General features: G+C 62.9%; 26 protein-coding genes. 17 read left to right on the forward strand and 9 right to left on the reverse strand.

What is annotated here, in order from left to right; all coding sequences use genetic code 11:
• Positions 1-11 precede the first annotated feature (11 nt).
• Both VITFI_RS07040 and VITFI_RS07045 read right to left on the reverse strand, forming a co-directional pair.
• Positions 12-608 carry a nitroreductase family protein gene (locus VITFI_RS07040; RefSeq protein ID WP_198301657.1) on the reverse strand — a complete coding sequence of 199 codons (597 nt, stop codon included), beginning with the start codon at positions 606-608 and terminating at the stop codon, positions 12-14.
• A 118-nt stretch (positions 609-726) separates the two neighbouring features.
• Positions 727-1,671, reverse strand: coding sequence for a CysB family HTH-type transcriptional regulator (locus VITFI_RS07045; RefSeq protein ID WP_089416379.1), 945 nt, complete (start codon positions 1,669-1,671; stop codon positions 727-729).
• 200 nt (positions 1,672-1,871) lie between these two features.
• Here VITFI_RS07045 and VITFI_RS07050 point away from each other — a divergent pair, with 200 nt between their 5' ends.
• The 4 genes from VITFI_RS07050 to VITFI_RS07065 are packed head-to-tail and all read left to right on the forward strand — an operon-like array spanning position 1,872 to position 4,049.
• The gene (locus VITFI_RS07050; protein ID WP_157725590.1) at positions 1,872-2,162 is read left to right on the forward strand and encodes a hypothetical protein; all 291 of its coding nucleotides are present in this window, start codon (positions 1,872-1,874) and stop codon (positions 2,160-2,162) included.
• 42 nt (positions 2,163-2,204) lie between these two features.
• Positions 2,205-2,423, forward strand: a complete 219-nt coding sequence (locus tag VITFI_RS07055; protein WP_089416381.1) for a TOBE domain-containing protein — start codon at positions 2,205-2,207, stop codon at positions 2,421-2,423.
• Positions 2,420-3,007: an RBBP9/YdeN family alpha/beta hydrolase gene (locus tag VITFI_RS07060; RefSeq protein ID WP_198301658.1), complete on the forward strand. Its 588-nt coding sequence runs from the start codon at positions 2,420-2,422 to the stop codon at positions 3,005-3,007. Before VITFI_RS07055 ends, VITFI_RS07060 begins: the two co-directional genes overlap by 4 nt.
• A 16-nt stretch (positions 3,008-3,023) precedes the next feature.
• On the forward strand, positions 3,024-4,049 hold the full coding sequence (locus tag VITFI_RS07065) for a sulfate ABC transporter substrate-binding protein (protein WP_089416382.1): 1,026 nt from the start codon (positions 3,024-3,026) through the stop codon (positions 4,047-4,049).
• A gap of 6 nt (positions 4,050-4,055) precedes the next feature.
• Here VITFI_RS07065 and VITFI_RS07070 read toward each other — a convergent pair whose 3' ends face one another.
• Both VITFI_RS07070 and corA read right to left on the reverse strand, forming a co-directional pair.
• On the reverse strand, positions 4,056-4,754 hold the full coding sequence (locus VITFI_RS07070; protein ID WP_089416383.1) for an HAD family hydrolase: 699 nt from the start codon (positions 4,752-4,754) through the stop codon (positions 4,056-4,058).
• The gene (gene corA, locus VITFI_RS07075; RefSeq protein WP_232476681.1) at positions 4,751-5,782 is read right to left on the reverse strand and encodes a magnesium/cobalt transporter CorA; all 1,032 of its coding nucleotides are present in this window, start codon (positions 5,780-5,782) and stop codon (positions 4,751-4,753) included. The genes VITFI_RS07070 and corA overlap by 4 nt, the downstream gene beginning before the upstream one ends.
• Before the next feature lie 170 nt (positions 5,783-5,952).
• Between corA and hpf the strand changes: the two genes are divergently transcribed.
• The 3 genes from hpf (at position 5,953) to hprK (ending at position 7,931) form a co-directional block, all read left to right on the forward strand.
• The gene (gene hpf / locus VITFI_RS07080) at positions 5,953-6,294 is read left to right on the forward strand and encodes a ribosome hibernation-promoting factor, HPF/YfiA family (RefSeq protein ID WP_089416385.1); all 342 of its coding nucleotides are present in this window, start codon (positions 5,953-5,955) and stop codon (positions 6,292-6,294) included.
• Positions 6,295-6,504: 210 nt separating this feature from the next.
• Positions 6,505-6,975 carry a PTS sugar transporter subunit IIA gene (locus VITFI_RS07085; protein WP_089416386.1) on the forward strand — a complete coding sequence of 157 codons (471 nt, stop codon included), beginning with the start codon at positions 6,505-6,507 and terminating at the stop codon, positions 6,973-6,975.
• The gene (gene hprK, locus VITFI_RS07090; RefSeq protein WP_089416387.1) at positions 6,972-7,931 is read left to right on the forward strand and encodes an HPr(Ser) kinase/phosphatase; all 960 of its coding nucleotides are present in this window, start codon (positions 6,972-6,974) and stop codon (positions 7,929-7,931) included. The genes VITFI_RS07085 and hprK overlap by 4 nt, the downstream gene beginning before the upstream one ends.
• Here hprK and fur read toward each other — a convergent pair.
• A complete protein-coding gene (gene fur, locus VITFI_RS07095; protein WP_089416388.1) occupies positions 7,885-8,352 on the reverse strand; it encodes a ferric iron uptake transcriptional regulator in 468 nt (155 codons plus the stop codon). The genes hprK and fur overlap by 47 nt on opposite strands.
• A 155-nt stretch (positions 8,353-8,507) precedes the next feature.
• Here fur and VITFI_RS07100 point away from each other — a divergent pair, with 155 nt between their 5' ends.
• The 8 genes from VITFI_RS07100 (at position 8,508) to holA (ending at position 16,003) form a co-directional block, all read left to right on the forward strand.
• Entirely contained in the window at positions 8,508-9,065 is a 558-nt protein-coding gene (locus tag VITFI_RS07100) for an outer membrane protein assembly factor BamE (protein WP_089416389.1), read from the forward strand.
• The gene (gene dapB, locus VITFI_RS07105; RefSeq protein WP_269768747.1) at positions 9,062-9,886 is read left to right on the forward strand and encodes a 4-hydroxy-tetrahydrodipicolinate reductase; all 825 of its coding nucleotides are present in this window, start codon (positions 9,062-9,064) and stop codon (positions 9,884-9,886) included. Before VITFI_RS07100 ends, dapB begins: the two co-directional genes overlap by 4 nt.
• 19 nt (positions 9,887-9,905) lie before the next feature.
• Positions 9,906-10,565 (forward strand): MotA/TolQ/ExbB proton channel family protein, encoded by a 660-nt coding sequence (locus VITFI_RS07110; RefSeq protein ID WP_089416390.1) that lies wholly within the window; start codon positions 9,906-9,908, stop codon positions 10,563-10,565.
• A 46-nt stretch (positions 10,566-10,611) separates the two neighbouring features.
• A complete protein-coding gene (locus VITFI_RS07115) occupies positions 10,612-10,983 on the forward strand; it encodes an ExbD/TolR family protein (RefSeq protein ID WP_198301659.1) in 372 nt (123 codons plus the stop codon).
• Positions 10,984-11,056: 73 nt separating this feature from the next.
• Complete coding sequence (locus tag VITFI_RS07120; RefSeq protein WP_089416391.1) at positions 11,057-11,557, forward strand: hypothetical protein; 501 nt, start codon at positions 11,057-11,059, stop codon at positions 11,555-11,557.
• 119 nt (positions 11,558-11,676) lie between these two features.
• Complete coding sequence (gene leuS, locus VITFI_RS07125) at positions 11,677-14,361, forward strand: leucine--tRNA ligase (protein WP_089416392.1); 2,685 nt, start codon at positions 11,677-11,679, stop codon at positions 14,359-14,361.
• Between the two features lie 2 nt (positions 14,362-14,363).
• Complete coding sequence (locus VITFI_RS07130; protein WP_198301660.1) at positions 14,364-14,900, forward strand: LPS-assembly lipoprotein LptE; 537 nt, start codon at positions 14,364-14,366, stop codon at positions 14,898-14,900.
• On the forward strand, positions 14,897-16,003 hold the full coding sequence (holA, locus tag VITFI_RS07135) for a DNA polymerase III subunit delta (protein WP_089416393.1): 1,107 nt from the start codon (positions 14,897-14,899) through the stop codon (positions 16,001-16,003). The genes VITFI_RS07130 and holA overlap by 4 nt, the downstream gene beginning before the upstream one ends.
• A 2-nt stretch (positions 16,004-16,005) precedes the next feature.
• Here holA and VITFI_RS07140 read toward each other — a convergent pair whose 3' ends face one another.
• Genes VITFI_RS07140 through thiL form a run of 3 tightly spaced genes read right to left on the reverse strand, consistent with a single transcriptional unit; the run spans position 16,006 to position 18,031 of the window.
• On the reverse strand, positions 16,006-16,563 hold the full coding sequence (locus tag VITFI_RS07140; RefSeq protein ID WP_269768748.1) for a CinA family protein: 558 nt from the start codon (positions 16,561-16,563) through the stop codon (positions 16,006-16,008).
• Entirely contained in the window at positions 16,524-17,066 is a 543-nt protein-coding gene (locus VITFI_RS07145) for a phosphatidylglycerophosphatase A family protein (RefSeq protein WP_089416394.1), read from the reverse strand. Before VITFI_RS07145 ends, VITFI_RS07140 begins: the two co-directional genes overlap by 40 nt.
• The gene (gene thiL / locus VITFI_RS07150; protein WP_089416395.1) at positions 17,063-18,031 is read right to left on the reverse strand and encodes a thiamine-phosphate kinase; all 969 of its coding nucleotides are present in this window, start codon (positions 18,029-18,031) and stop codon (positions 17,063-17,065) included. Before thiL ends, VITFI_RS07145 begins: the two co-directional genes overlap by 4 nt.
• A gap of 57 nt (positions 18,032-18,088) precedes the next feature.
• Here thiL and VITFI_RS07155 point away from each other — a divergent pair, with 57 nt between their 5' ends.
• Together VITFI_RS07155 and VITFI_RS07165 are read left to right on the forward strand one after the other, a co-directional pair.
• A complete protein-coding gene (locus VITFI_RS07155) occupies positions 18,089-19,360 on the forward strand; it encodes a DEAD/DEAH box helicase (RefSeq protein ID WP_089416396.1) in 1,272 nt (423 codons plus the stop codon).
• Between the two features lie 262 nt (positions 19,361-19,622).
• Positions 19,623-19,916, forward strand: coding sequence for a BrnA antitoxin family protein (locus VITFI_RS07165; protein WP_198301661.1), 294 nt, complete (start codon positions 19,623-19,625; stop codon positions 19,914-19,916).
• Between the two features lie 195 nt (positions 19,917-20,111).
• On the opposite strand, the gene dsr1 is transcribed toward VITFI_RS07165, so the two are convergent.
• Positions 20,112-23,939 (reverse strand): anti-phage defense-associated sirtuin Dsr1, encoded by a 3,828-nt coding sequence (dsr1, locus tag VITFI_RS07170; RefSeq protein ID WP_089416397.1) that lies wholly within the window; start codon positions 23,937-23,939, stop codon positions 20,112-20,114.
• Positions 23,940-23,943 lie beyond the last annotated feature (4 nt).

Genomic DNA, 23,943 nt, shown 5'->3' on the forward strand with positions numbered 1-23,943 from the left:
CGACTCCCGGCTCAACCCGCCAGCGTCCAGCGCCCTTCGGCGACGAGTTCGCTCAAGGGTTTGCGCTGGTTGGGGGTTTCGCGGGCTTGCAGCGCATCGGGCAAGCGGGCCTTGTCCCCTTGGCGTCCGATGGCGACCACGGCATGCGCGGCCACATCGTCAGGCACTCCCAAACGGGCTTGCAGCGCGGCAGCGTCAAACCCGCCCATGGCGTGCGTGATCCAGCCTTGGTGATGCGCTTCCAAAGCCAAGCTCATCCACGCGGCGCCTGCGTCGAACGCATGCCACGGGGCGGGGACGGCGGCATCCTGGCCCGGCGGCGTGGTGGTGCGGGTGGACAGCACCGCGACCAAGGCCGAAGCGTGCTGCGCCCACCCTTGGTTGAACGGCACCAGCGTGGCCAACAGCGCATCGAACGCCGGGGTGCCGGCCAGGCCGTAGACGAAACGCCAAGGCTGGCTGTTCGACGCGGACGGCGCCCAGCGTGCCGCCTCAAAACAGGCCATCAAGGTGTCCAGCGGCATCGGTTCACCCGTGAAAGCGCGGGGCGACCAGCGCTCGGTGAATTGCGGGGCGATGGGCAGGGTGGGGGTGCGGGCGTCGCTCATGGTCATCCGTGGCAAAACAAACGATGACCGCAGTGTGCAAGGCTTTGCCGCTCGTAGCGTTGCGGCGTTTTGTGGGCCTGCGTGCAACGGGGTTGAACGTTGGCCCAGCGGCGCGGCGTCAGAGCGGCGCTTGCGTCACGTCTGCGGGTGCAGCTTGGGCGGCGCTGACCACATCCCGCGTCAGGTGCGAGGCGAAGGTCTGGATGAAATCGTAGGCGTAGCGGCGCAGCAAGCCGCCCCGGCGCACCGCCACGCTGGTGGTGTTGATGGGGAACAACTGGCGGGCGTCCAGTGCCACCAAGGGCGCGTCGCGCTGCTCATCGAATGCAATGGCGGCGATCACCCCCACCCCAACGCCCAAGCCCACATAGGTTTTGATCACATCCGCGTCCATGGCGGTGAGTGCCACTTGCGGGCTCAGGCCAGCGCGGGCGAACGCAGTGTCGATGCTGCTGCGGCCCGTGAAACCGTGCTCGTAGGTGATGAGTGGATGCTCGGCCAAGCGTTGCAAAGTCAGCGGGCCGTCCAGCAAGGCATGGCCGGGGGGCACGATGATGGAGTGTGTCCAGCGGTAGCACGGCAAGGCCACCAGATCGGGGTGTTCGGCCAGCTCGTGCGAGGCGATGCCGATGTCGGCTTCACCGCTTTGCAGCATCTGCGCCACTTGGGTCGGTGAACCCTGGTGCAACTGAAACTGCACCTGCGGGTGGGTGGACAAAAAATCATGCACCGCCGATGGCAAAGCGTAACGCGCTTGCGAGTGCGTGGCAGCGATGCTGAGGGTGCCACTGTCGCCCTTGAGGAAATCTTCGCTGGCGCGGTGCAGGTTGTCCGCGTCGAGCAACAGCTTTTCCACCCAGGGGACGACGTGTTCACCGGCTGGCGTCAGGCCGGTGAGACGCTTGCCCACGCGCACAAAAATTTCCAGCCCCAGCTCGTCTTCCAACTCGCGGATTTGGCGACTCACCCCCGGCTGTGAGGTGTGCAGCACAGTCGCCACGTCGGTCAGGTTGAAACGGCGGCGCACCGCTTCACGCACGGCGCGCAGTTGTTGAAAGTTCATGATGTTTTACCGGAAAGATGACGATCTATCCGAGCCATTGTCAGCAGCTTGGCCTCTCCCGCCAACGACACAAACCGCAGAACCACAGACGACGTCAGCATAAGCCGCCCAGCAGAGATCGATAGACGGTTTTCTTCGTTTTGCATCGCCCGATGGCCTTGCACCATGGCGACATCGTGTGCTGTTGCCGGGAGGTTGCCATGTCGTCTGCTGCGTCGTTTCGTCGCCCGCTGGTGTTGCCCATGACCGGCCAAGCCCTGCGCCAAGCCGTGGAGCGGCGCGATGGGGCCGTGCTGATGGGCCTGGTGCGCCAACTGCGCGTGCTGGGCTGCGATGTCAGCCCCGAAGAACTGGCCCAACAGTTGTTGCGCCAGGGCTGCACCCGGGTGCGGGACAGCTTTGGCCGCGAAGTACCGCTGCATGTGCGTGTGCCCCCGCCTGTTCTGCACCCGTCCACCGTGGTGGACACCCCGTTTCGTTTGGCGTTGTGAACCCCGCACCGCCTGGCCATCGACTTTGAAAGGAATCAGACCATGGGCCTTCTTGCTGTCAACGCCCGCAACCAGTTTCGGGGGCACATCCAAGAAATCATCGAAGGGCCGGTGGTGTCCGAGGTGGATGTCATCACCCCTTCGGGTTTGGTGGTCACGGCGGTGATCACCACGCGCTCGGTGGATGAGCTGAATTTGTGCGTCGGCCGTGAAGTGGTGGCGCTGGTGAAATCGACCGAAGTGTCGATTGCGATTTTGTGAGCAGCGCCGATTTGTTCCGCGCCGGGCGACGCCAGCGGGTGGTGATCGTGCCGGGATTGCATGGCAGCGGGCCGGGGCATTGGCAGTCGTGGATGGAAAGTGAGCTGCCCGGCGCGGTGCGCGTGCCGCAAGCGGATTGGGACGACCCCAGCCTCGCCCCGCGTGCCCAGGCCATCGCCGATGTGCTGGACAGCGATCCCGACGCCGATTGGATCGCCGTGGCCCACAGCCTCGGGTGCTTGGCGGTGGCGCACTGCGTCCAGCAGCGTGGCCTGCGCCGGGGGCGTTTGCGTGGGGCACTGCTGGTGGCCCCAGCCAGCCCGACGCGCTTTAACGCCCGTTTGGCAGACAGCCCCCGCTTGCCTTTTTTGGCCCAGACCGTCGCCAGCCGCAACGACCCTTGGTTGCCCTTGGAAGAAGCGTTTGAGCTGAGCCAGCGCTGGGGCTCGCGCCTGATCGACGCGGGCCCGGTGGGGCATCTGAACGTGGAAGCCGGTTTTGGCCCGTGGCCCTATGGCTTGACGCTGCTGCGGCGCATGCAGCGCGAACTGAACGCCGCCGATTGCGCTTATCTCGATGATTGAACTGAAAGGACACTGCATGAACACCCGTCGCCGTACCTTGACCGCCCTGGGCGCTCCGCTGTTGGGCAGTTGGCTGGGGCTGGGCGCCTCGGTGGCCCACGCCAAGGACGTGAGTTTGCTCAACGTCTCCTACGACCCGACACGCGAGTTGTACCAAGACATCAACAAAGCCTTCGCCGCGCAATGGAAGGCCAAAACCGGGGACAGTCTGGCCATTAAACAAAGCCATGGTGGTTCGGGCAAGCAGGCCCGTTCGGTCATCGATGGCTTGGAGGCCGACGTGGTGACGCTGGCGCTGGCTTACGACATCGACGAACTCGCCGCCAAAGCCAAACTGATCCCGGCTGATTGGCAAAAGCGCCTGCCGCACAACAGTTCGCCTTACAACTCGACCATCGTGTTCTTGGTGCGCAAAGGCAACCCCAAGGGGATCAAGGATTGGCCGGATCTGATCAAACCTGGCGTGCAGGTCATCACACCGAACCCGAAAACGTCGGGCGGGGCGCGCTGGAATTATTTGGCCGCATGGGGCTATGCGCTCAAAGCGCCGGGCGGTTCCGAGGCCAGCGCCCAAGCGTTCGTGAAAGCGCTGTTCAAAAACGTGCCCGTGCTCGATTCGGGCGCACGCGGGGCCACGACCACGTTTGTGGAACGCGGCATCGGGGACGTGTTCATCTCCTGGGAGAACGAAGCATTCTTGGCAGTGAAAGAACTTGGGCCGGACAAGTTTGAGATCGTCGTGCCGTCAATCAGCATCTTGGCCGAGCCGCCCGTGGCCGTGGTGGACAAGGTGGTGGACAAACGCGGCACCCGCGCCGTCGCGCAAGCCTATTTGGAGTTTTTGTACACCCCCGAAGGGCAAAAAATCGCGGCTGACAACTGGTATCGGCCCATCGACCCCAAGGTGTCAGCCCAGTTTGCCAAGGTGTTTCCAGTGGTCAAGCTGTTCACCATCGACAACACCTTCGGCGGGTGGGCCACCGCGCAGAAGAAACATTTCGCCGACGGCGGGCTGTTCGATCAGATGTACATCGGGCGCTGAGGCGCTTCAACCCCAGCCCAAGACGTCCACCAGCGCCGCCAGGGTGCCAACTTCCGCCAGCGGTTGCGCTTGGCGTGTGGCAGGCTTGTCTGGATGCCCAGGCCGGCGCACCCACACGCTGGGCAGACCAGCGGCGTGGGCGCCTTCGATGTCCAAGTGCCAATCGTCGCCGACGTGCAGCACCTCGGCGGGCGCACAGCCCAGGCGCTCGCAGGCCGCAGCGAAAAAATGCGGGGCGGGTTTGCCGCAGCCGAACTCACGCGCCGTCAACACCCCGACGAAATGTTGCCCCAAGCCCATCGCCTGCACATCGGCATTGCCATTGGTGAGCGCCAGCACTGGCACGCGTGCTGCCAAAGCGGCCAGTGCCTCGGGCACATCCGGAAACGGTTCGACCTTTTGGCGCTCGGCAAAAAACAGCGTGAATGCCGGCCCGGCCAGCGCCGGATCGTCCCCACACTGCTGCAACGCCAACGCGATGCTGTGCTGACGCAGCCACGATAAATCGTGCGCCCGCTGCGGATGCGCCCGCCCCACCTGCTCGCGCAAGCGCCGCAACCCGGCGGTGTCGAACGTGGCGGCGGTGCGGGGGGCGTGTTGTGTCAGCCAAGCGTGCAGCACCTGCTCCGCCCGGTCGATGACCGGCCAGATCGGCCACAGCGTTTCATCCAAATCCAGGGTGATGGCGCGGGGCTGCCAGCTCATCGCATCCAGCCCTTGCGGCGGAAGTACAGCAGCGGCACCGCCACCGAAAACACCATCAACCCCAGCGCAAACGGATAGCCCCAGCGCTGGCTCAATTCCGGCATGTGCTGAAAGTTCATGCCGTAAATGCTGGCGATCAGCGTTGGCGGCAGCATCGCCACCGAGGCCACCGAGAAAATCTTGATGATCTTGTTCTGGTTGATGTTGATGAAGCCGACCGTCGCGTCCATGAGGAAGTTGATTTTGTCGAACAAGAAGGCGGTGTGACTGTCGAGCGAGTCGATGTCGCGCATGATCTGACGCGCTTCTTCGAACTGTTCGGCGTTGAGCATGCGGCTGCGCATCATGAAACTCACGGCGCGGCGCGTGTCCATGACGTTGCGGCGGATGCGCCCGTTCAAATCCTCCTCGCGGGCGATGGCGGCCAGCGCTTCGGCGGCGGCTTTGTCATCCACATCTTGGCGCAGCACCCGGGCGCTGACTTGCTCCAGCGCGTCGTAAATGCTTTCCAGCGCATCGGCGGAGTATTCCGCGTCGGCGTCGTAGAGCTTCAGCAGCACGTCTTTGGCATCTTCGATCAACGCCGGGATGCGCCGCGCGCGCAGCCGCAACAAGCGGAACACCGGCAAGTCCTCGCCGTGGATCGAGAACAGCACGTTGTTGTAAAGGATGAAGGCCACTCGCACATTGCGGGACGTGTGATCGTCTTCCAGCAAAAAGTCCGAGCGAATGTGCAGTTCGCCGTTGTCTTCCTCGTAGAAGCGCGCTGACTCTTCCAAGTCATCGTCCACGATGTTGTTCGGGATGCTCAGGCCGAAGCGCGAAGCAATCCAGCCCACTTCTTCGGGGCCGGGGGCTTCCAAGTCCACCCAGACCGGCTGCAAATGCGCCAGATCGGCCGGGGATTCGATTTCGTGCTGAACCAGGCGGCCACTCAGCCGCCCTTTGTCAATGGTGAAGACGTTGAGCATCGGGCGTAGCGTGAAGTGAGCCTGCGCGACAAAGTCGGCAATTCTAGCCGGGCTCATGGGTTCTTCCACGGCTTGCCAAACCGGTTCGCCCTGGGCACACTGGTTCCAACGGGGAACACCCACAGCGTGACCGGATGATGACCAGCGGTTGCGCATCGTGAGATGGCCCCCGTGACGCCGGTGCGTCAACACCGCGTCTTTCGCGCGACTTTGGATAGGAGTTCTCAATGAACCTGACGATCAGCGGACATCACCTGGAAGTGACCCCGGCCCTGCGCGAGTACGTCATCGCCAAGCTGGAACGCGTCACCCGTCACTTCGACCAAGTGGTGGACGTCAGCGTCCGATTGACGATTGACAACCAGAAGGAGAAGGAGCGCCGTCAGAAGGCCGAAGTGACCCTGCACGTCAAGGGCAAGGACATCTTCGTCGAACAGGCCCATGAAGATCTGTATGCAGCCATCGATCAGCTTATGGATAAGCTGGATCGCCAAGTGGTGCGTCACAAGGACAAGCTCCATGACCACCATCACGAAGCGGTCAAGCGCCAAGCGGTGATGGCGGACTGATTCCTCAAGCCTCAGCCAACGGCGGCCCAGCGGGCCGCCGTTTTGTTTGTTGAGGTGATTTCAGGGGAAATGTTGTGTCAAGATGTTGTCGTCCCCTGCGGTCTGAGTTGGGTAGGGGATTTCTATAATCACCCGCCCTGTGGCCTGAGAGCCCGGGCTGTGTTGCACTGCTGTCGTTTCACGAGGACACGTCGTCGGAGATTTCCTGCCATGAACCGCCTTGCCGCCATCCTGCCTGCCGACAACGTGCTGGTGAACGTCGAAGCGACCAGCAAAAAGCGTGTGTTTGAACACGCTGGGTTGCTGTTCGAAAACCAGCATTCGATCGCCCGTTCCACCGTCACGGACAACCTGTTTGCCCGTGAACGCTTGGGTTCCACTGGTCTTGGGCACGGCGTGGCCGTGCCGCATGGCCGTGTCAAAGGGTTGAAGAACCCGTTGGCTGCCGTGCTGCGGGTGCAGAACCCCATCCCGTTCGATGCCCCCGATGACGAGCCTGTGAGCCTCCTCATCTTTTTGCTGGTGCCAGAAGCGGCGACCCAGCGCCATCTGGAAATTTTGTCCGAGATCGCCGAGCTGCTGTCCGACCGTGAACTGCGCGACAAGCTGAAGCACGAACTCGATCCGGTGCTGGTACACCGTCTGATCCAGGGCTGGGAACCTCTGAAGTCCGTGGCGTGAAACCGATCTCCATCAGCGCTGAGGCGCTGTTCGAAGAGCACCAACCGCTGCTGCGTTGGGAGTGGATCGCCGGCCACGGCCATCCGGAGCGGCGCTTCGACGAAGCCGCCGTGCGCGATGCCCGTTCGGCGGCTGATTTGGTGGGGTATCTCAACTACATCCACCCGTACCGCGTGCAGTTGGTGGGGCGGCGCGAAGTGGAATACCTCAACGAGAAGGTGCCACTGGAAGTCCAGGAGCGTCGCATCCAGCGCATCGTCACGCTGGAGCCGCCGGTGATTGTCGTGGCCGATGGCGTGACGCCGCCGGATCGGCTGGTGGCCATGTGCGATCGGGCAGAAATTCCGCTGTTCGTTACCCAGCATTCAGCCGGCCACGTCATCGACTTGGTGCGGGCCTACCTCAGCCAGTTGTTTGCCGAGCGCATCACCCGCCACGGGGTGTTCATCGACATTTTGGGGTTGGGCGTGCTGCTCACCGGTGAGTCCGGGCTGGGCAAAAGCGAACTGGGCTTGGAACTGATTTCACGCGGCCACGGCTTGGTGGCCGACGATGCGGTGGATCTCTACCGCATCAGCCAAACCACCCTGGAAGGGCGTTGCCCCGACTTGCTGCTCAACCTGCTCGAAGTGCGCGGCATTGGCCTGCTGGACATCAAAGCCATCTTTGGTGAAACGGCGGTGCGGCGCAAGATGCGCGTCAAACTCATCGTCCACCTGGTGCGCAAGGAAACGATGGAGCGGGACTTTGAGCGGCTCCCCTACGAACCGCTTTACGAAGAAATTCTGGGCGTCCAGGTGCGCAAAGTGGTGATCGCGGTGGACGCTGGGCGCAACCTGGCGGTGCTGGTCGAAGCGGCGGTGCGCAACACCATTCTTCAACTGCGCGGCATCGACACCTATCAAGAATTCATCGCTCGCCACCAACGGGCGATGGCGTCGAACTCGGACTTTTGAGCCGGTGTTCGCACTGGGCGCGCACGCAAGTGGCGTACAGGGCGAGCGAGTGCTCTTGCAGCTCGAAACCGCGTGCCTGGGCAATGGCCCGCTGGCGGGTTTCGATGTCCGGATCGAAGAACTCTTCGACCCGTCCGCACGTCATGCACACCAGATGGTCGTGGTGCTGTCCTTCGTTCAGCTCGAACACCGACTTGCCCGACTCAAAATGATTGCGCGACAGGATGCCCGCTTGCTCAAACTGCATCAGCACGCGGTAGACGGTGGCCAGGCCGATGTCCGCGCCTTCGTTCAAAAGGATTTTGAAGACGTCTTCGGCCGTCATGTGGCGGACGGTGGCCTTTTGGAACACTTCGAGGATGCGGATGCGCGGCAGCGTGGCCTTGAGTCCGCTGCTCTTGAGTTCTTCAATTTGGTTCATGATGCTGCTGCCTTGAGCTGCGGGCCGAGCGCCGCTCGGAGATCGAGACCGACATGGGGCCGGTGGCCGGCTCGCTAGAATCGCCGCATCATAGCCAGCCCCGTTGGCCTTGCGTGCCACGCGGGTTGTTCCTTCCCCTGCCAAATCGTCGGCCGATGCCCTCTCTGTTCACGTTGCGCCTGCCGTTGGTGGCGCTGACCCTTTCGTCCTGCGGGCTGCTGCTGGGCGGCTGCACCACGGCCTCCAACACGGCGGTGGACACCATTTCGCGGGTGATTTCGGTCTACAAAGTCGATGTGGTGCAAGGCAACGTCGTCACCCGCGAGCAAATCGCCGCCGTGGTGCCGGGCAAGACCCGTGCGGAGGTGAGGGATGTTCTGGGCTCGCCTTTGCTGGCCGATCCCTTTCACCCGGATCGTTGGGACTATGCGTTTTCCCTCAAGCGCGATGGCAAAGTGATTCAACGTCGCCACGTGGTGGTGTGGTTTGATGGCAACGTGGTCAAGCAGGTGGATGCGCCAGCCGATTTGCCTTCGGAGCGGGAGTTTGTCACCTCGATCAACCCCTCGACGGGCCAGAAGCCACGTCCCGAACCCAAACTGGCTTTGACCGACGCCGAGCGCGCTGCCGTGCCCGTGCCGGCTGCTGTCACGGCGGCGGCCAGTGCGCCGGTGAGCCCTTCCCGTTCCTATCCTCCGTTGGAGCCTCTGTGACCTTCCCTGTTTCGGATTCGCCTGTTCGCATCGCCGTGGCCGGCGCCAGCGGCCGCATGGGCCGCATGTTGATTGAAGCCGTCAGCCAGGCCGACGGCTGTGTGCTGGCTGGTGCGTTGGATCTGCCCACCAGCCCCGCCATCGGTTCGGACGCCACAGCGTGGCTGGGCCGCAGCAGCGGCGCGACCATCACCGCCGACCTGGATCGCGGGCTGGAGCACGCCGATGTGCTGATCGATTTCACCCGCCCCGAAGGCACGATGGCGCACCTGGCGGTGTGCCGGGCATGCGGTGTGCGCATGGTGATCGGCACCACGGGTTTCAGCGACGAGCAAAAAGCCACCATCCGTGAAGCCAGCGCCGAGATCGGCATCATGATGGCGCCCAACATGAGCGTGGGCGTCAACGTGGTGCTCAAGCTGTTGGACATGGCCGCCCGGGCGCTCAGCCAGGGGTATGACATTGAGGTCATCGAAGCCCACCACCGCCACAAGGTCGATGCCCCGAGCGGCACCGCGTTGGCGATGGGTGAGGTGGTGGCCGCTGCGCTGGGCCGCGATCTCAAGGAATGCGCCGTGTATGGCCGCGAAGGCGTGACCGGCGAGCGCGATCCGTCCACCATCGGTTTTGCCACCGTGCGCGGCGGGGACATCGTCGGCGATCACACCGTGTTGTTTGCCGGCACGGGCGAGCGCATCGAGATCACGCACAAGAGCAGCAGCCGCGTCACCTACGCCCAAGGCAGCGTGCGCGCTTCGCGGTTCCTGATGACGCAAGGCCCCGGCCTGTACTCGATGAACGACGTGCTCGGCCTGGCCTGAGCCCGACCGAACCCTCACCATGGGCGGCTTGAGCGTTTACTGGGATGGCAGCGACGGCATTGGCCGTGTGGTGGCGTTGCTGCTGCTGGGCATGTCGGTGCTCACCTGGGTGACGCTGCTCTGGAAAGTCTGGCTGCTGCGCCGGGTGCGCCACGATGTGCGCCTCGGTCAAGCCGCTTTCTGGGAAGCGCCCGAGCTGGCAGCGGCCCGCGAGCGCCTGAACGCGCTGGATCGTGAAGCGGTGCTCGCCCCCTTGGTCGATGCGGCGCTGGTGGCTCCGCCCGCTGGAACCTTGCAGGGCCAAGCCGACCCGGCTGCCCAACTCACCCGCCGGTTGCGCGACGCTCTGCACACCGTGCTGGCCCGCTTGATGGCCGGCCAAGTGCTGCTGGCCTCGATCGGGGCGGTGGCGCCGTTTGTGGGGCTGTTTGGCACGGTGTGGGGCATTTATCACGCCTTGCTGGAAATCGCCGCATCGGGCACCGTGACCATCGAAAAAATCTCCGGCCCGGTGGGCGAGTCCCTCGTCATGACGGCGGCGGGGCTGGCCGTGGCCATTCCGGCGGTGTTGGCCTACAACGTGTTCGGCAAGTGGCTGGGCGCGCTGGAGGCCGATCTGGAAGGTTTTGCCCACGATGTGCGCGAGTTGGTCGGGCCATTGGCCGGGCCTCGGGGCTGAGTCGGTGGCGCTCGGCCGTTTGGAACGCTCGCGCCGCGCTGGGCCGATGAGCGACATCAACATGACCCCGCTCATCGATGTGATGCTGGTGCTGTTGGTGATTTTCATCCTCACCGCGCCGCTCATGACTTCCAGTTTGCCCCTGCATTTGCCCAAAGCCGATGGGGCGCCCACGCCCAGCGCCCGCGAATCCTTGGGCATTGGCTTGGACGCGCAAGGGCGGTTGTTTTTGAACGAACAGCCCGTCGAGCGCAGCGCCTTGGAAGAGCGCGTGCGCCACGCCGCCCAGCGCAACCCGGATACCGAAGTGCGGCTGCAAGCCGACGAAAAAGTGCCTTACGGTCAAGTGGCCGAGCTGATCGCCCTGCTGCAACAAGCGGGGCTGACGCGCATCGGCTTCATCACCACCCACAAATAACACCTGTTAGGCCACACAATCAACTGTCAGGCCGGCCGAATCAGCTTCTCTCCACTCTGCCCAGACAACTCATATGACCAGAACCCAAAGACTGCTTGCCCTCTCGCTGCTCTCTGTGCTTGTCGGCTGCACGGCAGTTGACGAGTCGATCGTCACGAAGTCTGCAGACTATTCGACAGTCGTCGGCAGTCATGACGAGTTCAAGAGGATGTTCATCCTCCAAGAAGAGCAAGTCGTCGCGATCGTCGCGGTGAATGACGTTCCGGTCACAAAGGGCACGCTTAGCGACCCGCACCAAATGAAGGTCCGCGTCGACCCTGGTCGCCAGAAGCTAAAGCTCGAGATCAGCCATTTCAAGAAGTGCGCCAACCCTTCCACAACTGGAGCGCTCGCGTCAGTAGACTTCGACGTTCAGGCGAAGCTGCAGTATCGCGTTCGCGGAAGAGCGAATGGTCCAGAGTTCATTGTTTGGCTAGAGGATGAGAAGACTGCAGAACGCAAGTCACCCGAAGCACGGATTCCACTGGTGTTCAAGCAGATTCCACTCTACCCGTCTGCGACGCTCGGCTGCTGAAGCCACGTCCACATGGTCGCGAGTGTGGCCTAACCCCTCGCTCAAGCTGACCCGCTACGGCAGGCTTTGTAAGCCTGCCTCCGCGGGCAGCTTAGCTCGAACGTTCGCCCTCGATTGTGATGAACCCCTCCTACGCTCCCAAAGAAGTTGAAGCCGCCGCCCAAGGCCACTGGAATGCCCGCGATGCCTACCGTGTGACCGAGGATGCGAGCAAGCCCAAGTACTACGCTTGTTCGATGCTGCCTTACCCGTCCGGCAAGCTGCACATGGGCCATGTGCGCAACTACACCATCAACGACATGCTCACCCGCCAACTGCGGATGAAGGGCTACAACGTCTTGATGCCGATGGGCTGGGATGCCTTCGGTCTGCCGGCGGAAAACGCAGCGATGAAGGGCCAAAAGCCGCCCGCCGCGTGGACGTACGACAACATCGCCTACATGAAGAGCCAGATGCAGGCGATGGGCCTGGCCATTGACTGGAGCCGCGAGGTCGCCACCTGCCAGCCGACCTATTACAAGTGGAACCAGTGGCTGTTCTTGAAGATGCTGGAAGCGGGCATCGCCGAGCGCCGCACGCAAACCGTGAACTGGGATCCGGTCGATCAAACCGTGCTGGCCAACGAACAGGTGATCGACGGGCGCGGCTGGCGCTCGGGCGCGCTGGTGGAAAAGCGCGAGATTCCGGGTTATTACCTCAACATCGTCAAGTACGCCGAGGAGCTGCTGGGCGCGGTCGCCAACCCGGAAGACCCGAATTACCTGGCTGGCTGGCCGGAGCGCGTGCGCTTGATGCAGGAAAACTGGATCGGCAAGAGCGAAGGCGTGCGCTTTGCGTTTCCGCATGAGATTCGCGCTGCCGATGGCACGCTGATTCAAGACGGCAAACTCTACGTCTTCACCACCCGCGCCGACACCATCATGGGCGTGACCTTCTGCGCCGTGGCGCCGGAGCATCCGCTGGCCGCGCACGCCGCTGCCAGCCAGCCGGCGGTGGCCGAGTTCATCGCCGAATGCGCCAAGGGCGGCACCACCGAGGCCGAACTCGCCACGCAAGAGAAGAAGGGCATCGCCACCGGCCTGTTTGTGATGCACCCGCTCACCGGGGCGCAGGTCGAGGTGTGGGTCGGCAATTACGTGCTGATGAGCTACGGCGACGGCGCGGTGATGGGCGTGCCCTCGCACGACGAGCGCGACTTTGCTTTCGCCAAGAAGTACGGCTTGGAAATCAAACAAGTCGTCGCCGTGGAAGGCGAAACCTTCAGCACCGACGCCTGGGCCGAGTGGTATGGCGACAAGCAAAAGTGCGTGTGCGTCAACTCCGGCGTGCTCGATGGCCTGAGCCACAAAGTGGCTGTGAGCAAGGTGGCCGAACTCGTCGGGGCCAAGGGCTTGGGCGAGAAGAAAACCACCTGGCGCCTGCGCGACTGGGGCATCAGCCGCCAGCGTTACTGGGGCACGCCGATCCCCATCATTCACTGCGAATCCTGCGGCGCCGTGCCGGTGCCGGAAAAGGATTTGCCCGTGGTGCTGCCGGAAGACCTGATCCCCGATGGCTCGGGCAACCCGCTGAACAAGTGCGACAGTTTCCTGAACGTGCTGTGCCCCTGCTGCGGCAAGCCCGCCCGGCGCGAAACGGACACGATGGACACCTTCATCGATTCGTCCTGGTACTACATGCGCTATTGCGACCCCACCCACCCCGACGCAATGGTGGCCGAAGGCACGCAATACTGGATGGCCAATGGTGGCATGGACCAGTACATCGGCGGCATTGAACACGCCATCTTGCACCTGCTCTACGCCCGTTTCTGGACGAAGGTGATGCGCGATCTGGGCCTGGTGACGGTGAGCGAGCCGTTCAAGAAGCTGCTGACCCAAGGCATGGTGCTGAACCACATCTACAGCCGGCGCACCGACAAGGGCGGCAAAGAATACTTCTGGCCGCACGAAGTCGAGCATGTGTTCGACGCCAGCGGCAAAGTCACCGGCGCCCAGCTCAAGGCCGACAAGGGCGAACTGCCCGCCGGCACCGCCATTGACTACGAGGGCATCGGCACGATGTCCAAGTCGAAGAACAACGGCATCGACCCGCAAGAGCTGATCAACACCTTCGGCGCCGACACCGCACGCCTGTTTGTGATGTTCGCCAGCCCGCCCGAGCAGACGCTGGAATGGAACGACGCCGGCGTGGAAGGCGCACACCGCTTCCTGAAGCGCGTGTGGGCCTTTGGCGCGAAGAACGCCGACGCCCTGAGCACCGCCACCGACGTGGGCGCCGAGCTGTCCGCCGAGGCCAAGGCGCTGCGCCGCGAAGTCCATCTGGTGCTCAAGCAAGTGTCGTTTGACTACGAGCGCATGCAGTACAACACCGTGGTGTCCGGCGCGATGAAGTTGCTCAACGCGCTGGAAGGCTTCAAAGCCACCGGTTCGGCGGGCGATGCCGCCGTGCTGCGCGAAGGCTATTCGGTGTTGCTGCGCGGCTTGTATCCGGCTTGCCCGCACATCACCCATGCGCTGTGGGAGCAGCTCGGCTACGCCGCCCAGCTCGGTGACCTGCTGGACGCCCCTTGGCCCACCGTGGACGAAGCCGCCTTGGTGCAAGACGAAATCGAACTCGTCTACCAAATCAACGGCAAGCTGCGCGGCTCGCTCAAGGTGCCGGCCAGCGCGGACAAAGCCGCCATCGAAGCAGCGGCACGGGCTGCGCTGGTCAGCCACGCTGAATTCGCCAAGTTCGCCGAAGGACGTGAGCCGAAGAAGGTGGTGGTGGTGCCCGGTCGTCTCGTCAACGTGGTGGTCTGAGCGTGAACGTGCGTGCCGCTTGCGTTGCGCGTCGCCGCTGGCTGCGCCATGTGGGGAGTTGCGCCGTGGGGGCGTCGCTGGCGGGCTGCGGCTTTCGCCTGCGCCAGCCGCCGAACTTGGTCTATCGGCGCATCGCCTTGATCGGGTTTGAGGCGCGCTCGCCCATGGCCGAAGCCCTGCGCGCCGCCTTGCCTGCGGACATCGCCGTGCAAGACACCCCGGCGGGGGCCGAAGTGGTCATCACCGTGTTGCAGGATCGGTATTACCGCACCGTCGCTGCTTCCACCACGGCCGGGCAGGTGCGTGAACTGCAACTGCGGGTGCTGCTGCGCTACCGCCTGACCACGCCCGAAGGTCACATGCTGGTGAGCGACACCCAGTTGGAGCAAACCCGCAACCTCAGTTATTCGGAAAGCTGGGCCTTGGCCAAATCCACCGAGGAAACCGCCCTGGCCCGCGAGATGCGCAACGACATCGCCGCCCAACTGCTGCGCGTGCTGGACACCACCAGCCGCCAATCCCAAATCCCGCCGCCATGACCTTGCGTGCCGACCAGCTCGCCGCCCATGTCCAGCGCCACGGCTTGATGGCGCTGTACGTGCTCACCGGCGACGAGCCGTTGCAACAGCAAGAGGCCGGCGATTTGCTGCGCGCCGCCGCCCGGCAAGCGGGTTTCAGCGAGCGCCAGACCTTCACCCTGTCCGGCGTACACCAAGATTGGAGCAGCGTGCTGGGCGCAGCGCACTCGATGGGGCTGTTTGCCGAACAGCAACTGATCGAGATTCGCCTGCCCGGTGGCAAACCGAGCAAACCCGGCGTGACGGCGTTGCAGCAGTACGCCAGCCAACTCGGGGACGGCTTGGTCACGCTCATCTACCTGCCCCGGCTGGATCGGCAGCAGCAGCAGTCGGATTGGTTCAAAGCCTTGGAAGGTGTGGGCGTGGTGGTGCATTGCGACCCGCTGGAGCGCCACCAGTTGCCAGCGTGGATTGCCCAGCGCCTGGCCGCGCAAGGCCAACACCTGCCCCCTGGGGAAGAAGGCCAGCACGCCATGGCTTTTTTTGCTGATCGGGTTGAAGGCAACCTGCTGGCGGCGCATCAAGAGCTGCAAAAGCTGGCGCTGTTGCATCCGCCGGGCGTGTTGCGGTTTGAGGACATCCAATCGGCGGTGCTCAACGTGGCGCGGTTTTCGCTGCCGCAGTTGAGCACGGCGGTGCTGTCTGGCGCCACGGGGCGGGCGCTGCGTGTGCTCGACGGGTTGTTGGCCGAAGGCGAATCGCTGGTGCTGATCCACTGGACGTTGGCCGAGGACGTGCGCGCCCTCAAACGCTGCACCCAGGCCATGGCTTCGGGGCGACCGGTGCCGGTGGCGTTGCGCGAGGCCCGGGTGTGGGGCGAACGCGAGCGGCTGTTCGAGCGGGTGTTACCGGGGTTGGAGGAGGCGCGCTTGTTGCCGTTGATCTACGCGGCGCAGGTGTGCGACGGCCTGATCAAAGGCTTGCGCCATCCCGATTGGCCCGGCGATGCCCACGATGGCCTGCGCCGATTGACGCTGATGAGTCTGGACTTGGTGCGCACGGCCCTGGCCCCTCGCCGGGGAGAAAGCTCCCCGCCGCACCGACGCATGGCGCTGCGAGCCTGAGGTCAGCGTGCCCGCAGCAGGGCGTTCAATTGCGCCAGCGCGTGTGCCACAGTGGCCGAGCGCACAGCGGTGCGATCGCCAGGCAGAAGCAGGCCGTGGGTGTCACACTGCGGGGGCTGGTTCGGGGCTTCTTGCCAGGCCAAGGCCAGCCACACCGTGCCGACGGGTTTCCCAGCCACAGCCCCGCCCGGCCCTGCAATCCCCGTGACGGCCACCGCCACCTGGGCGGCGCTGTGCGCCAGCGCACCCAAGGCCATGGCGCGTGCCACGGGTTCGCTCACAGCGCCATGCGCGTCCAACAAAGCGCCTGGCACGCCGAGCGACGCTTGTTTGGCCGCGTTGCTGTAGGTGACGAACCCGCGTTCAAACCAATCGCTGGAACCGGCCACGCTGGTACACAGCGCGGCGATCAACCCCCCGGTGCAGCTTTCCGCGCAGCTCAGGCGCCAGTGGCGGGCGCGCAGGGCGTCGGCCAAGGCGGGGAGTTGGGCGCTCAGGGCGTCGAAGTCATGCAGCAGACTCACCAGCGCACCCACACGGCCAGCACCAGCAGCGTACACAGGGCCGCCACCAGATCGTCAAACAAAATGCCCCAGCCCTGCGCCCAGCCGGGCAGGGTGCCGGGGGTGCCTTTGAACAGCCGATCTGCCCAGCGCACGGGGCCGGGTTTGGCCGCATCGAACAGCCGGAACAGCGCAAAGGCGAAGAGCTGCATCCAAAAGCCGGCCATCGGGGTGATCAGCCACAACACCAGCCAGAACGCGATGACTTCGTCCCAAACAATCGCCCCCGGATCGGCAGTGTGCAGGGCCTGGGCGGTGCGCGTACACGCCCACCACCCCACCAGCAGCCCCAGCCCCAGCAGGGTCGCCCATTGATCGGAACTCAGCCAGCGATCCAGCAGCGTGAACGTCACCCACGCCCACAGCGTGCCCGCTGTGCCCGGCGCCACCGGGCTGAGACCACTGCCAAAGCCCAGGCTGATCCAGTGCGCCGGCGAGCGCAGCAACAGGCGCCAGCTCGGGCGCAGTGGGGCCAAGTCGGGAGCGATGTCGGGGCTCATTCGGCTTTGAAGTGATCGAAGCCGCCGTAATCCCCCAGGTCGATGGGGTGGCCGAACTCGTCGCGCACGCGCACACCTTCTTCGGCTGACACCATCCGGCCAATCACCGTCAGCTTCAGCCCGAGGCGTCGCCCGATGGCCAGCACCACGTCGTGGCGGTCGGGCGGGGCGGTGAACAGCAATTCGTAGTCGTCCCCGCCGGCCAGTTGGCACAGGCGCTGCACGTTGACGGTCTGCACCGTCAGCACTGGCGTGCGCGGCATGCGGGCCAGCTCGATGATGGCGCCCACGTCCGACTGGGCCATGATGTGGTTGAGATCGCCGATCAAGCCATCGCTGATGTCGATGGCGGCGGTGGCCACGCCGCGCAGGGCTTGGCCGAGGGCGACGCGGGGTTGCGGCATTTCCATCGCCAAGCGGGCGGTGTTGAACCCCGATTCCGGCAGCGACAGTTTGCCCCGGAACACTTCGAGCGCCAGCCGCGCTTCGCCCGGTGTGCCGCTGACCCACAGTTCATCGCCCTCTTGGGCGCCGCTGCGCAGCAGGGCTTGGCCGGTGGGCACTTCACCCAGCACGGTGACGCCGATGGTCAAGGGGCCGGACGTGGTGTCCCCACCGATGAGTTCGATGCCATGCAGATCGGCCAGGGCCAGCATGCCTTGCGAAAACGGTTTGAGGAACGATGGCCGAGCTTTCGATTCGGGCAGGCTCAGACTCAACAAAAAACTGTGTGGATCGGCGCCGCAGGCGGCCAAATCGCTCAAATTCACCGCCAGCGCCTTGTGGCCCAAACGGTACGGATCGACCGTTGGCAAGAAGTGCCGGCCTTCGACCAGCAAGTCCGTGGAGATGGTCAGTTGTCGCCCCGCCGTGGGTTGGAGCACTGCGCAGTCATCACCGACTCCGACCACCGCCCGGCGTGCGGGGCGGTGAAAGAAGCGGTCGATCAGATCGAATTCACCCATGGGGCGGGATTGTCGCTTCTACACTGCCGCCCCTGTCGTTCGCATCGGGTTTCTGTCATGACTTTCGCCGCTCTGGGCCTTGCCCCTGCTTTGCAACAAGCCGTTCAGGCGCTGGGCCTGCACGCGCCCACGCCGGTGCAAGCGGCTGCGATCCCAGCGCTGCTGGCTGGGCGCGATGTGCTGGTGCAAGCGCGCACCGGTTCCGGCAAAACAGCGGCGTTTGCGCTGCCGCTGTTGCAAGCGTGGTTGAACGGTCGCCCGGAGGTGCCGCGCCCGGTGGAAGGCTTGGTGCTGGTGCCCACGCGTGAGCTGGCGCTGCAAGTGGGCGAGACGCTGCGCGAGCTGGGCCGACGCCTGCCAGGGTTGGTGAAGGTGGCGGTGGTGTTTGGCGGGGTGTCGATCAATCCGCAGATGATGGGTTTGCGCGGTGGCGCGGACATCGTGGTGGCCACGCCGGGCCGCTTGTTGGATTTGGTGCGCCACAACGCGGTGAAACTCGACCGGGTGCGCTCGTTGGTGCTGGACGAGGCCGACCGCCTGCTCGATCTGGGTTTCACCGAAGAATTGGCCGAGATCCAAGCGCTGCTGCCCCGCGAGCGCCAGACGGTGCTGTGTTCGGCCACGTTCCCGGTGGCGGTCAAGACGTTGGCGGCGGGCTGGTTGCAAGCGCCTGAGGAGGTGCGCTTGGCCAGCCTCATGGCGACCCGGTCGGACATCGTGCAGCGCGCCATCCGCATCGACACGCCGCAGCGCACAGCGCTGCTCAAACACTTGCTGGCGACGGTGTGTGGCCCTGAGGCGCCGGATCGCCGGGCGATGGTGTTTGTGGCCACGCAGCACAGCACCGAGCATGTGTCGGCCAAGCTGCGCCAGGCGGGGGTTCACGCGGCGGCGTTTCATGGGGCGTTGAGCCACGGGGCGCGCACGGGGGCGCTGCAAGCGTTCAAGGCGGGGGAGGTGCAGGTGCTCATCGCCACCGACATGGCGGCGCGGGGTTTGCACATTGAAGGCCTGCCGCTGGTGGTGAACTACGACCTGCCGCGTGCCGCTGAGGACTACACCCACCGCATCGGTCGCACGGGTCGGGCGGGGCGTGAGGGGCAGGCGGTGAGTTTCATCACGGCGGAGGCGGAGGCGCATTTCCGTTTGATAGAGAAGCGCCAAGGTGTCCGCGTGGTGCGCGAGACGCTGCCTGGTTTCGAGCCTGCGGAGGTGCCGCCCACGGTGCCGGGCCACGCCGGCGCGGGGACGGGGTTGGATCCGAACGGGGGGATCAAGGGGCGGCGGCGGAGTAAGAAGGATCGGTTGCGGCTCAGTGATTGCGCATAAAATTAAATGAAGTTACATTTAATTGATGCTGACAGTCATTGAGACCCCCATATTCCAGCGCATGGTGCGCGATGTGATTCCCGGCCCTGGAGACTTGCGCAAAGTGCGCTGGAGCCGCCCTGGCATGGGGAAGCGTGGCGGCCACGGGTGATTTACTTCAACCGCCTTGCCAGTGGGCAAGTGGTTTTGGTGGCTATCTACACAAAGGCCAAGTTTGACAACATGCCCGCTGCTGTTTTGAAGATGTGGAAGGAGGCCTACGATGGCTGAAGTCAAGATGGATGCTGAGATGCTGGCGTTTGCCAACGATGTGGCGGAATCGATTCGCCAAGCCAAGCGTGGCGAGTTTGCGGCCGTTCACACGCCCGAGATGGTGGCTGGATACAAAACCCGTGGCCGCCCTGTGGGAACGACCAAGCCGAGTACCACCAAGCAAGCCGTCACGATTCGGTACAGCCCGGACGTGCTGGCCGCTTTCCGCAGCATGGGCGCAGGCTGGCAAGCCAAGATGGATGACGCGCTGCGTGAGTGGCTGCGCACGCATTCGGCGGTCTGAGAGGCTCCCCCATTCGCCCGGGACCTTTCACACCCCCCGCAGCAAATTCGCCAACTCCACCGCCGAGCGCACATTCATCTTCTATGGCGGCGCGGGGACGGGGTTGGATCCGAACGGGGGGATCAAGGGGCGGCGGCGGAGTAAGAAGGATCGGTTGCGGGAGGGGATGGCGTGAGCGAGCCGTTCGGTTTTCCGTTACTGGTGGTGGCTTCGAAAGTATTCTCGGAGTCGCCGGTAGCGGGGGTCTTGCGCCAGTGGTGGCGCGGCTTGCTCAATCTTGTCTAAACAGTGACCTAGCTCCGTGGGCGCCCACGGCTGATCAACCAGCACTGCATTCAGCAAAGTTAATGCATCGGCTGGATATCGGCGACATAAACCCGATTCATGCAGTTGGTGTACGACGTAGTGCGGGCGTTTAATCGGTTGCAACCAGTTCTGCACCGAAGTCAAGGCAGCCGGGAATTCGCCTCGGGCGGCAATTACCAGACGAGTCAAAGATTCGGCGATGCGTGGGGAAGCTAGATGGAGAGATTTGGGCCAAATCTGTTGCCAGAACGGTTGTGCACGGTTTTTCCAGTAGTCCTCACGCTGAGCGGCCGCATTTTCAAGTGCCTGAGAGAGCGCCTGCGCGGACTTCTCCAGACCTTCTTGTGGAAGCGAACCAATCGCAAATCGGAACTCCTCCACGGCGTATCCCTCGATTGAACCTAATGCTGCGTAGGTTAGGAACATCGCAAATTGCTGGCGATGCTCGCCAAGATCAGCATAGTGGTTTGCACTATCTAGGAACTGCGATTTAAACGCCATCAACAACGGTTGGTAAAGGCGCGGCGACCAGAGGAATCCTTCCCACACAGCTTTTGCCTCGACGGGGTTGCTCCAACCAAGCAACGGCAGAAGGTGCTGTTCAGTCCAGGGGCGATCCACACGAAAGAATGCAATCAGCCGTGAACCCATTAGCACTCGCCCATGGCGGAATCGATCCACCTGGACGTCGCACAGTGTGGTGAAGATTGGCTTGAGGTTTTCTGGAAGCAGATCGTTGTCGTTTAGGTTCTGCTTGAACCACAGGTTGATTAGAGTCTGCGTGATGTGCCCAACCGGGTGATTAATGGCTTCCGTCACAGGCTGGTCAATTGGTGCTCCGTTGCGCGTCATTCCGGTGTTGGCATCAATCGGCAGCTTCAGCACTCGATTGCACAAATTCAACAGGATGCTTTCGTGGGCGTTTATGAACTTCGATGCAGCTTCCATCCACCACGTCACACCGTGAGCAATCTCCTTCAGCACGACATCGGGCATGGTTTGTATCAGCGGTGCGGCGTAGTGCCACATGCGTCGAACCTTCTTCTCATGACTCCACGAATACAGTGCCTCATTCCAACGACCAGTAGGCCAATTACCCTGCTCAGCTAAATCGGTGAGTGCGAAAAAGCAATTTATCGGGTGCCTTAGGCAGGCCTTTTGCCATATTTCTGTGTGAAAAGGGTGTGGCTTAGTCATCGGTTTGGTAAGCCATTGCACCAATTCCTGCCGCTTGCGAGGTGCAATGTCAACATCTTGGCTGTTCTCGTAATCCGGATCGCCAGTGCCACTCATCCAGTGCGAGAACTCTTCACGCTCGTTAGCCGCCAATTCCCATTGTGGGTAGGTGGCGGAAATTTCGGCTAAGCGTGCCGCCGCAGGCGTCCCCAGTAAGAGACCCGAAGCGTTCAGTTTGGCCAGGTTCAGCCAGACAGAGCGTGCCACCAAGTCTTGCCACTGTTCGTCATCCAGATCGTCCCGATACATCCCGCGTGGCGGCCCTGCCGAAATGGCAGCTTCCAGGTGTTCTTGAACGGCTCCTGTCAAACGTTGCCCCTGTCGGACGAACAGCCTGAACACCTCACGCCCTGTCTCGGTAGTCCACAGCCACCACGCACCATCTGAGAGCAGCCAACTCACCCATTCATCGGGCGAAATGCAATCGTCCTGACTAGCTGCAAACAGGGCCAGACGTTTGAAGGTCGGGTAAGGCAGTTCGAACCAGTTCTGCGCGATGCGTGTCGCACGTGCCCTGTCGGTGGCATAAACCGCCAGCCACGCATCGCGCAGCAGTTCGATCAGGCTCACCCAGTCGCGGAAACCCCGGTTCTGCCAGTGAGGCGTGATGGAGGGAAGATCCCAATGTGATCGGTCGCTATGGTTATTAGCCTCGTCCAACTCGCGTAGTAAATCCAGTGCATCACGCAATAACTGTTGAAAATCATTCAGCAGAAACGGTAGGCCAGAAATCCAGTGGTCATCTGCTAAATCGTGCAGAGTGGAATACACATGATCGGCAGTTAGTGTGAGTTCCCGGTCGATTAATTTCTTGATCCGCGGGCGCGTATCAATGCTGCTCGAATCGTCGGCACCCCATCGAAATGGCTTCTTCAATAAAATTCTGGGTGCGAGCAAGTCGCGCAATTCCAGACGTAAAGTAGTGGTCAGTCCTTCCGACCTCAAGCGTTCTTTCCACTTGTATAAATCGGAATCGTGCCATGGCGATTTCACCCGCCCGCTCAGCAGCAGGCGCCACAAGGTGCGCATCAACGGGCCAGGAATGGCCTTGGGGGCATGCAAACTGATTTCATTGAGCTCGGAGGTTTTCCCCTCACGTACCAGTGATGCCAACCGATCCAGCTCGTTCTCGATCAACCCCTGCCAATGCTTGTGTATTTGCCCACCTTGTTCCGCAATCCATATAACCAATCGGGGGTCATCCAAGTGGCGCACCAGCCATCGGGCCAGATGGTGCATCACCTTATCCCACTGGCTGTCCGTGGTGCCACTGGAGACAAGCTGCATCGGTGGTGTATGGTCATAGGATGCAGGCCGCCGAATCAGGCTGAAGCGCAGCTTGGCATTCACTGTGTCACGAGGGCGGACTCCAAAGCGTGCCAAATCGCTGCACCCAAAATGTTCGTGTGTGAAAGGCTCCAGTAACCAGTCCAACGAAGGCACGGGATTGAAGTCAGCGAAGCGTTTTGCCGGTAAACCCGATGGATCCGACAAGGCCCAAAGCATCCGCCCGACGAAATCATCCTGTTGTGTGCTCTCCTGTGGACGAGCCAAGGCGTGTTTAACGACGATGTCCTCTTTGCCTAGCACGCCGTCGCGGTAGGTGTCTGCCCAAGCGTGCAGAGTCTTGTGCAGCGCAGAATGATCGTAAGTACCAGCAGGCACGTTGTAGAGAATGGGCGTGACGCCTTTGGCTTCCCACTCGATGGTTTTACGGTGCTCTTGCCCGGGTTCGCAATCACCCAGTGCCCAAGCCTGCGGTGTGACTTCACCTTGCATTCTGTCGGCTGCCAGGGCGTCCATCATGTAGCGCAAAACAGGATCGTTGATGCTGTAGCCGACAAAGCAGACCACGTAATTTCGGAACAACTCGCTCACAAAACGTGCGGCCCAGCGTTCAGTCAGATACGCCAAACCGAAATCACCGCTGGTGATCACCAGACGGTTCAGGACTGTGTCGTCCTCCTTTTCGCTCAGCAAGCCGTGGAGAAATACTAGCCCGTTCCAGCGGCTGTTCTTTGGGATCGGCAGCATCGGGGCTGCGTAAGCCTGGAAAGTTTGGCCAGTACGTTTGGCCGCCACGTGAAAGATGCGGTCGAAGTTGGTGGTGACTAGACGTAGCGCGCCCTCGCGGCTGCGAGCCAGACTCAACAGCGCCGCTTGCGTATCGGTCGCACCTTTGCGGCGGAGTTTCGGGGTCAGTGCCTGTGCCAGAGCGCGACGGACGTTCAGACGCTGGCCCGGCAGACGTCTCTCAAGTAAATCAAGCGTGGCGTCGAACTGTCCGCGATCGAAGGCGTCCCGCTCAATGTCCGTGAGCGCTGTGCCATTCAATTGGTAGATCTGTTCGACCAGTCCTTTGAAGCCCGGCAAACCGGCAGGGTAAGAAACGCCAGCCCCACAGAAAAACACCACACGGCCTTCTTCGTGTGCTTGCAGGAGCGAGTTTGGGATGTCTGGGCCGTTGATGATGAATTGCATTTCT

The organism is Vitreoscilla filiformis (assembly GCF_002222655.1).
Taxonomy (GTDB): Bacteria; Pseudomonadota; Gammaproteobacteria; order Burkholderiales; family Burkholderiaceae_C; genus Ideonella; species Ideonella filiformis.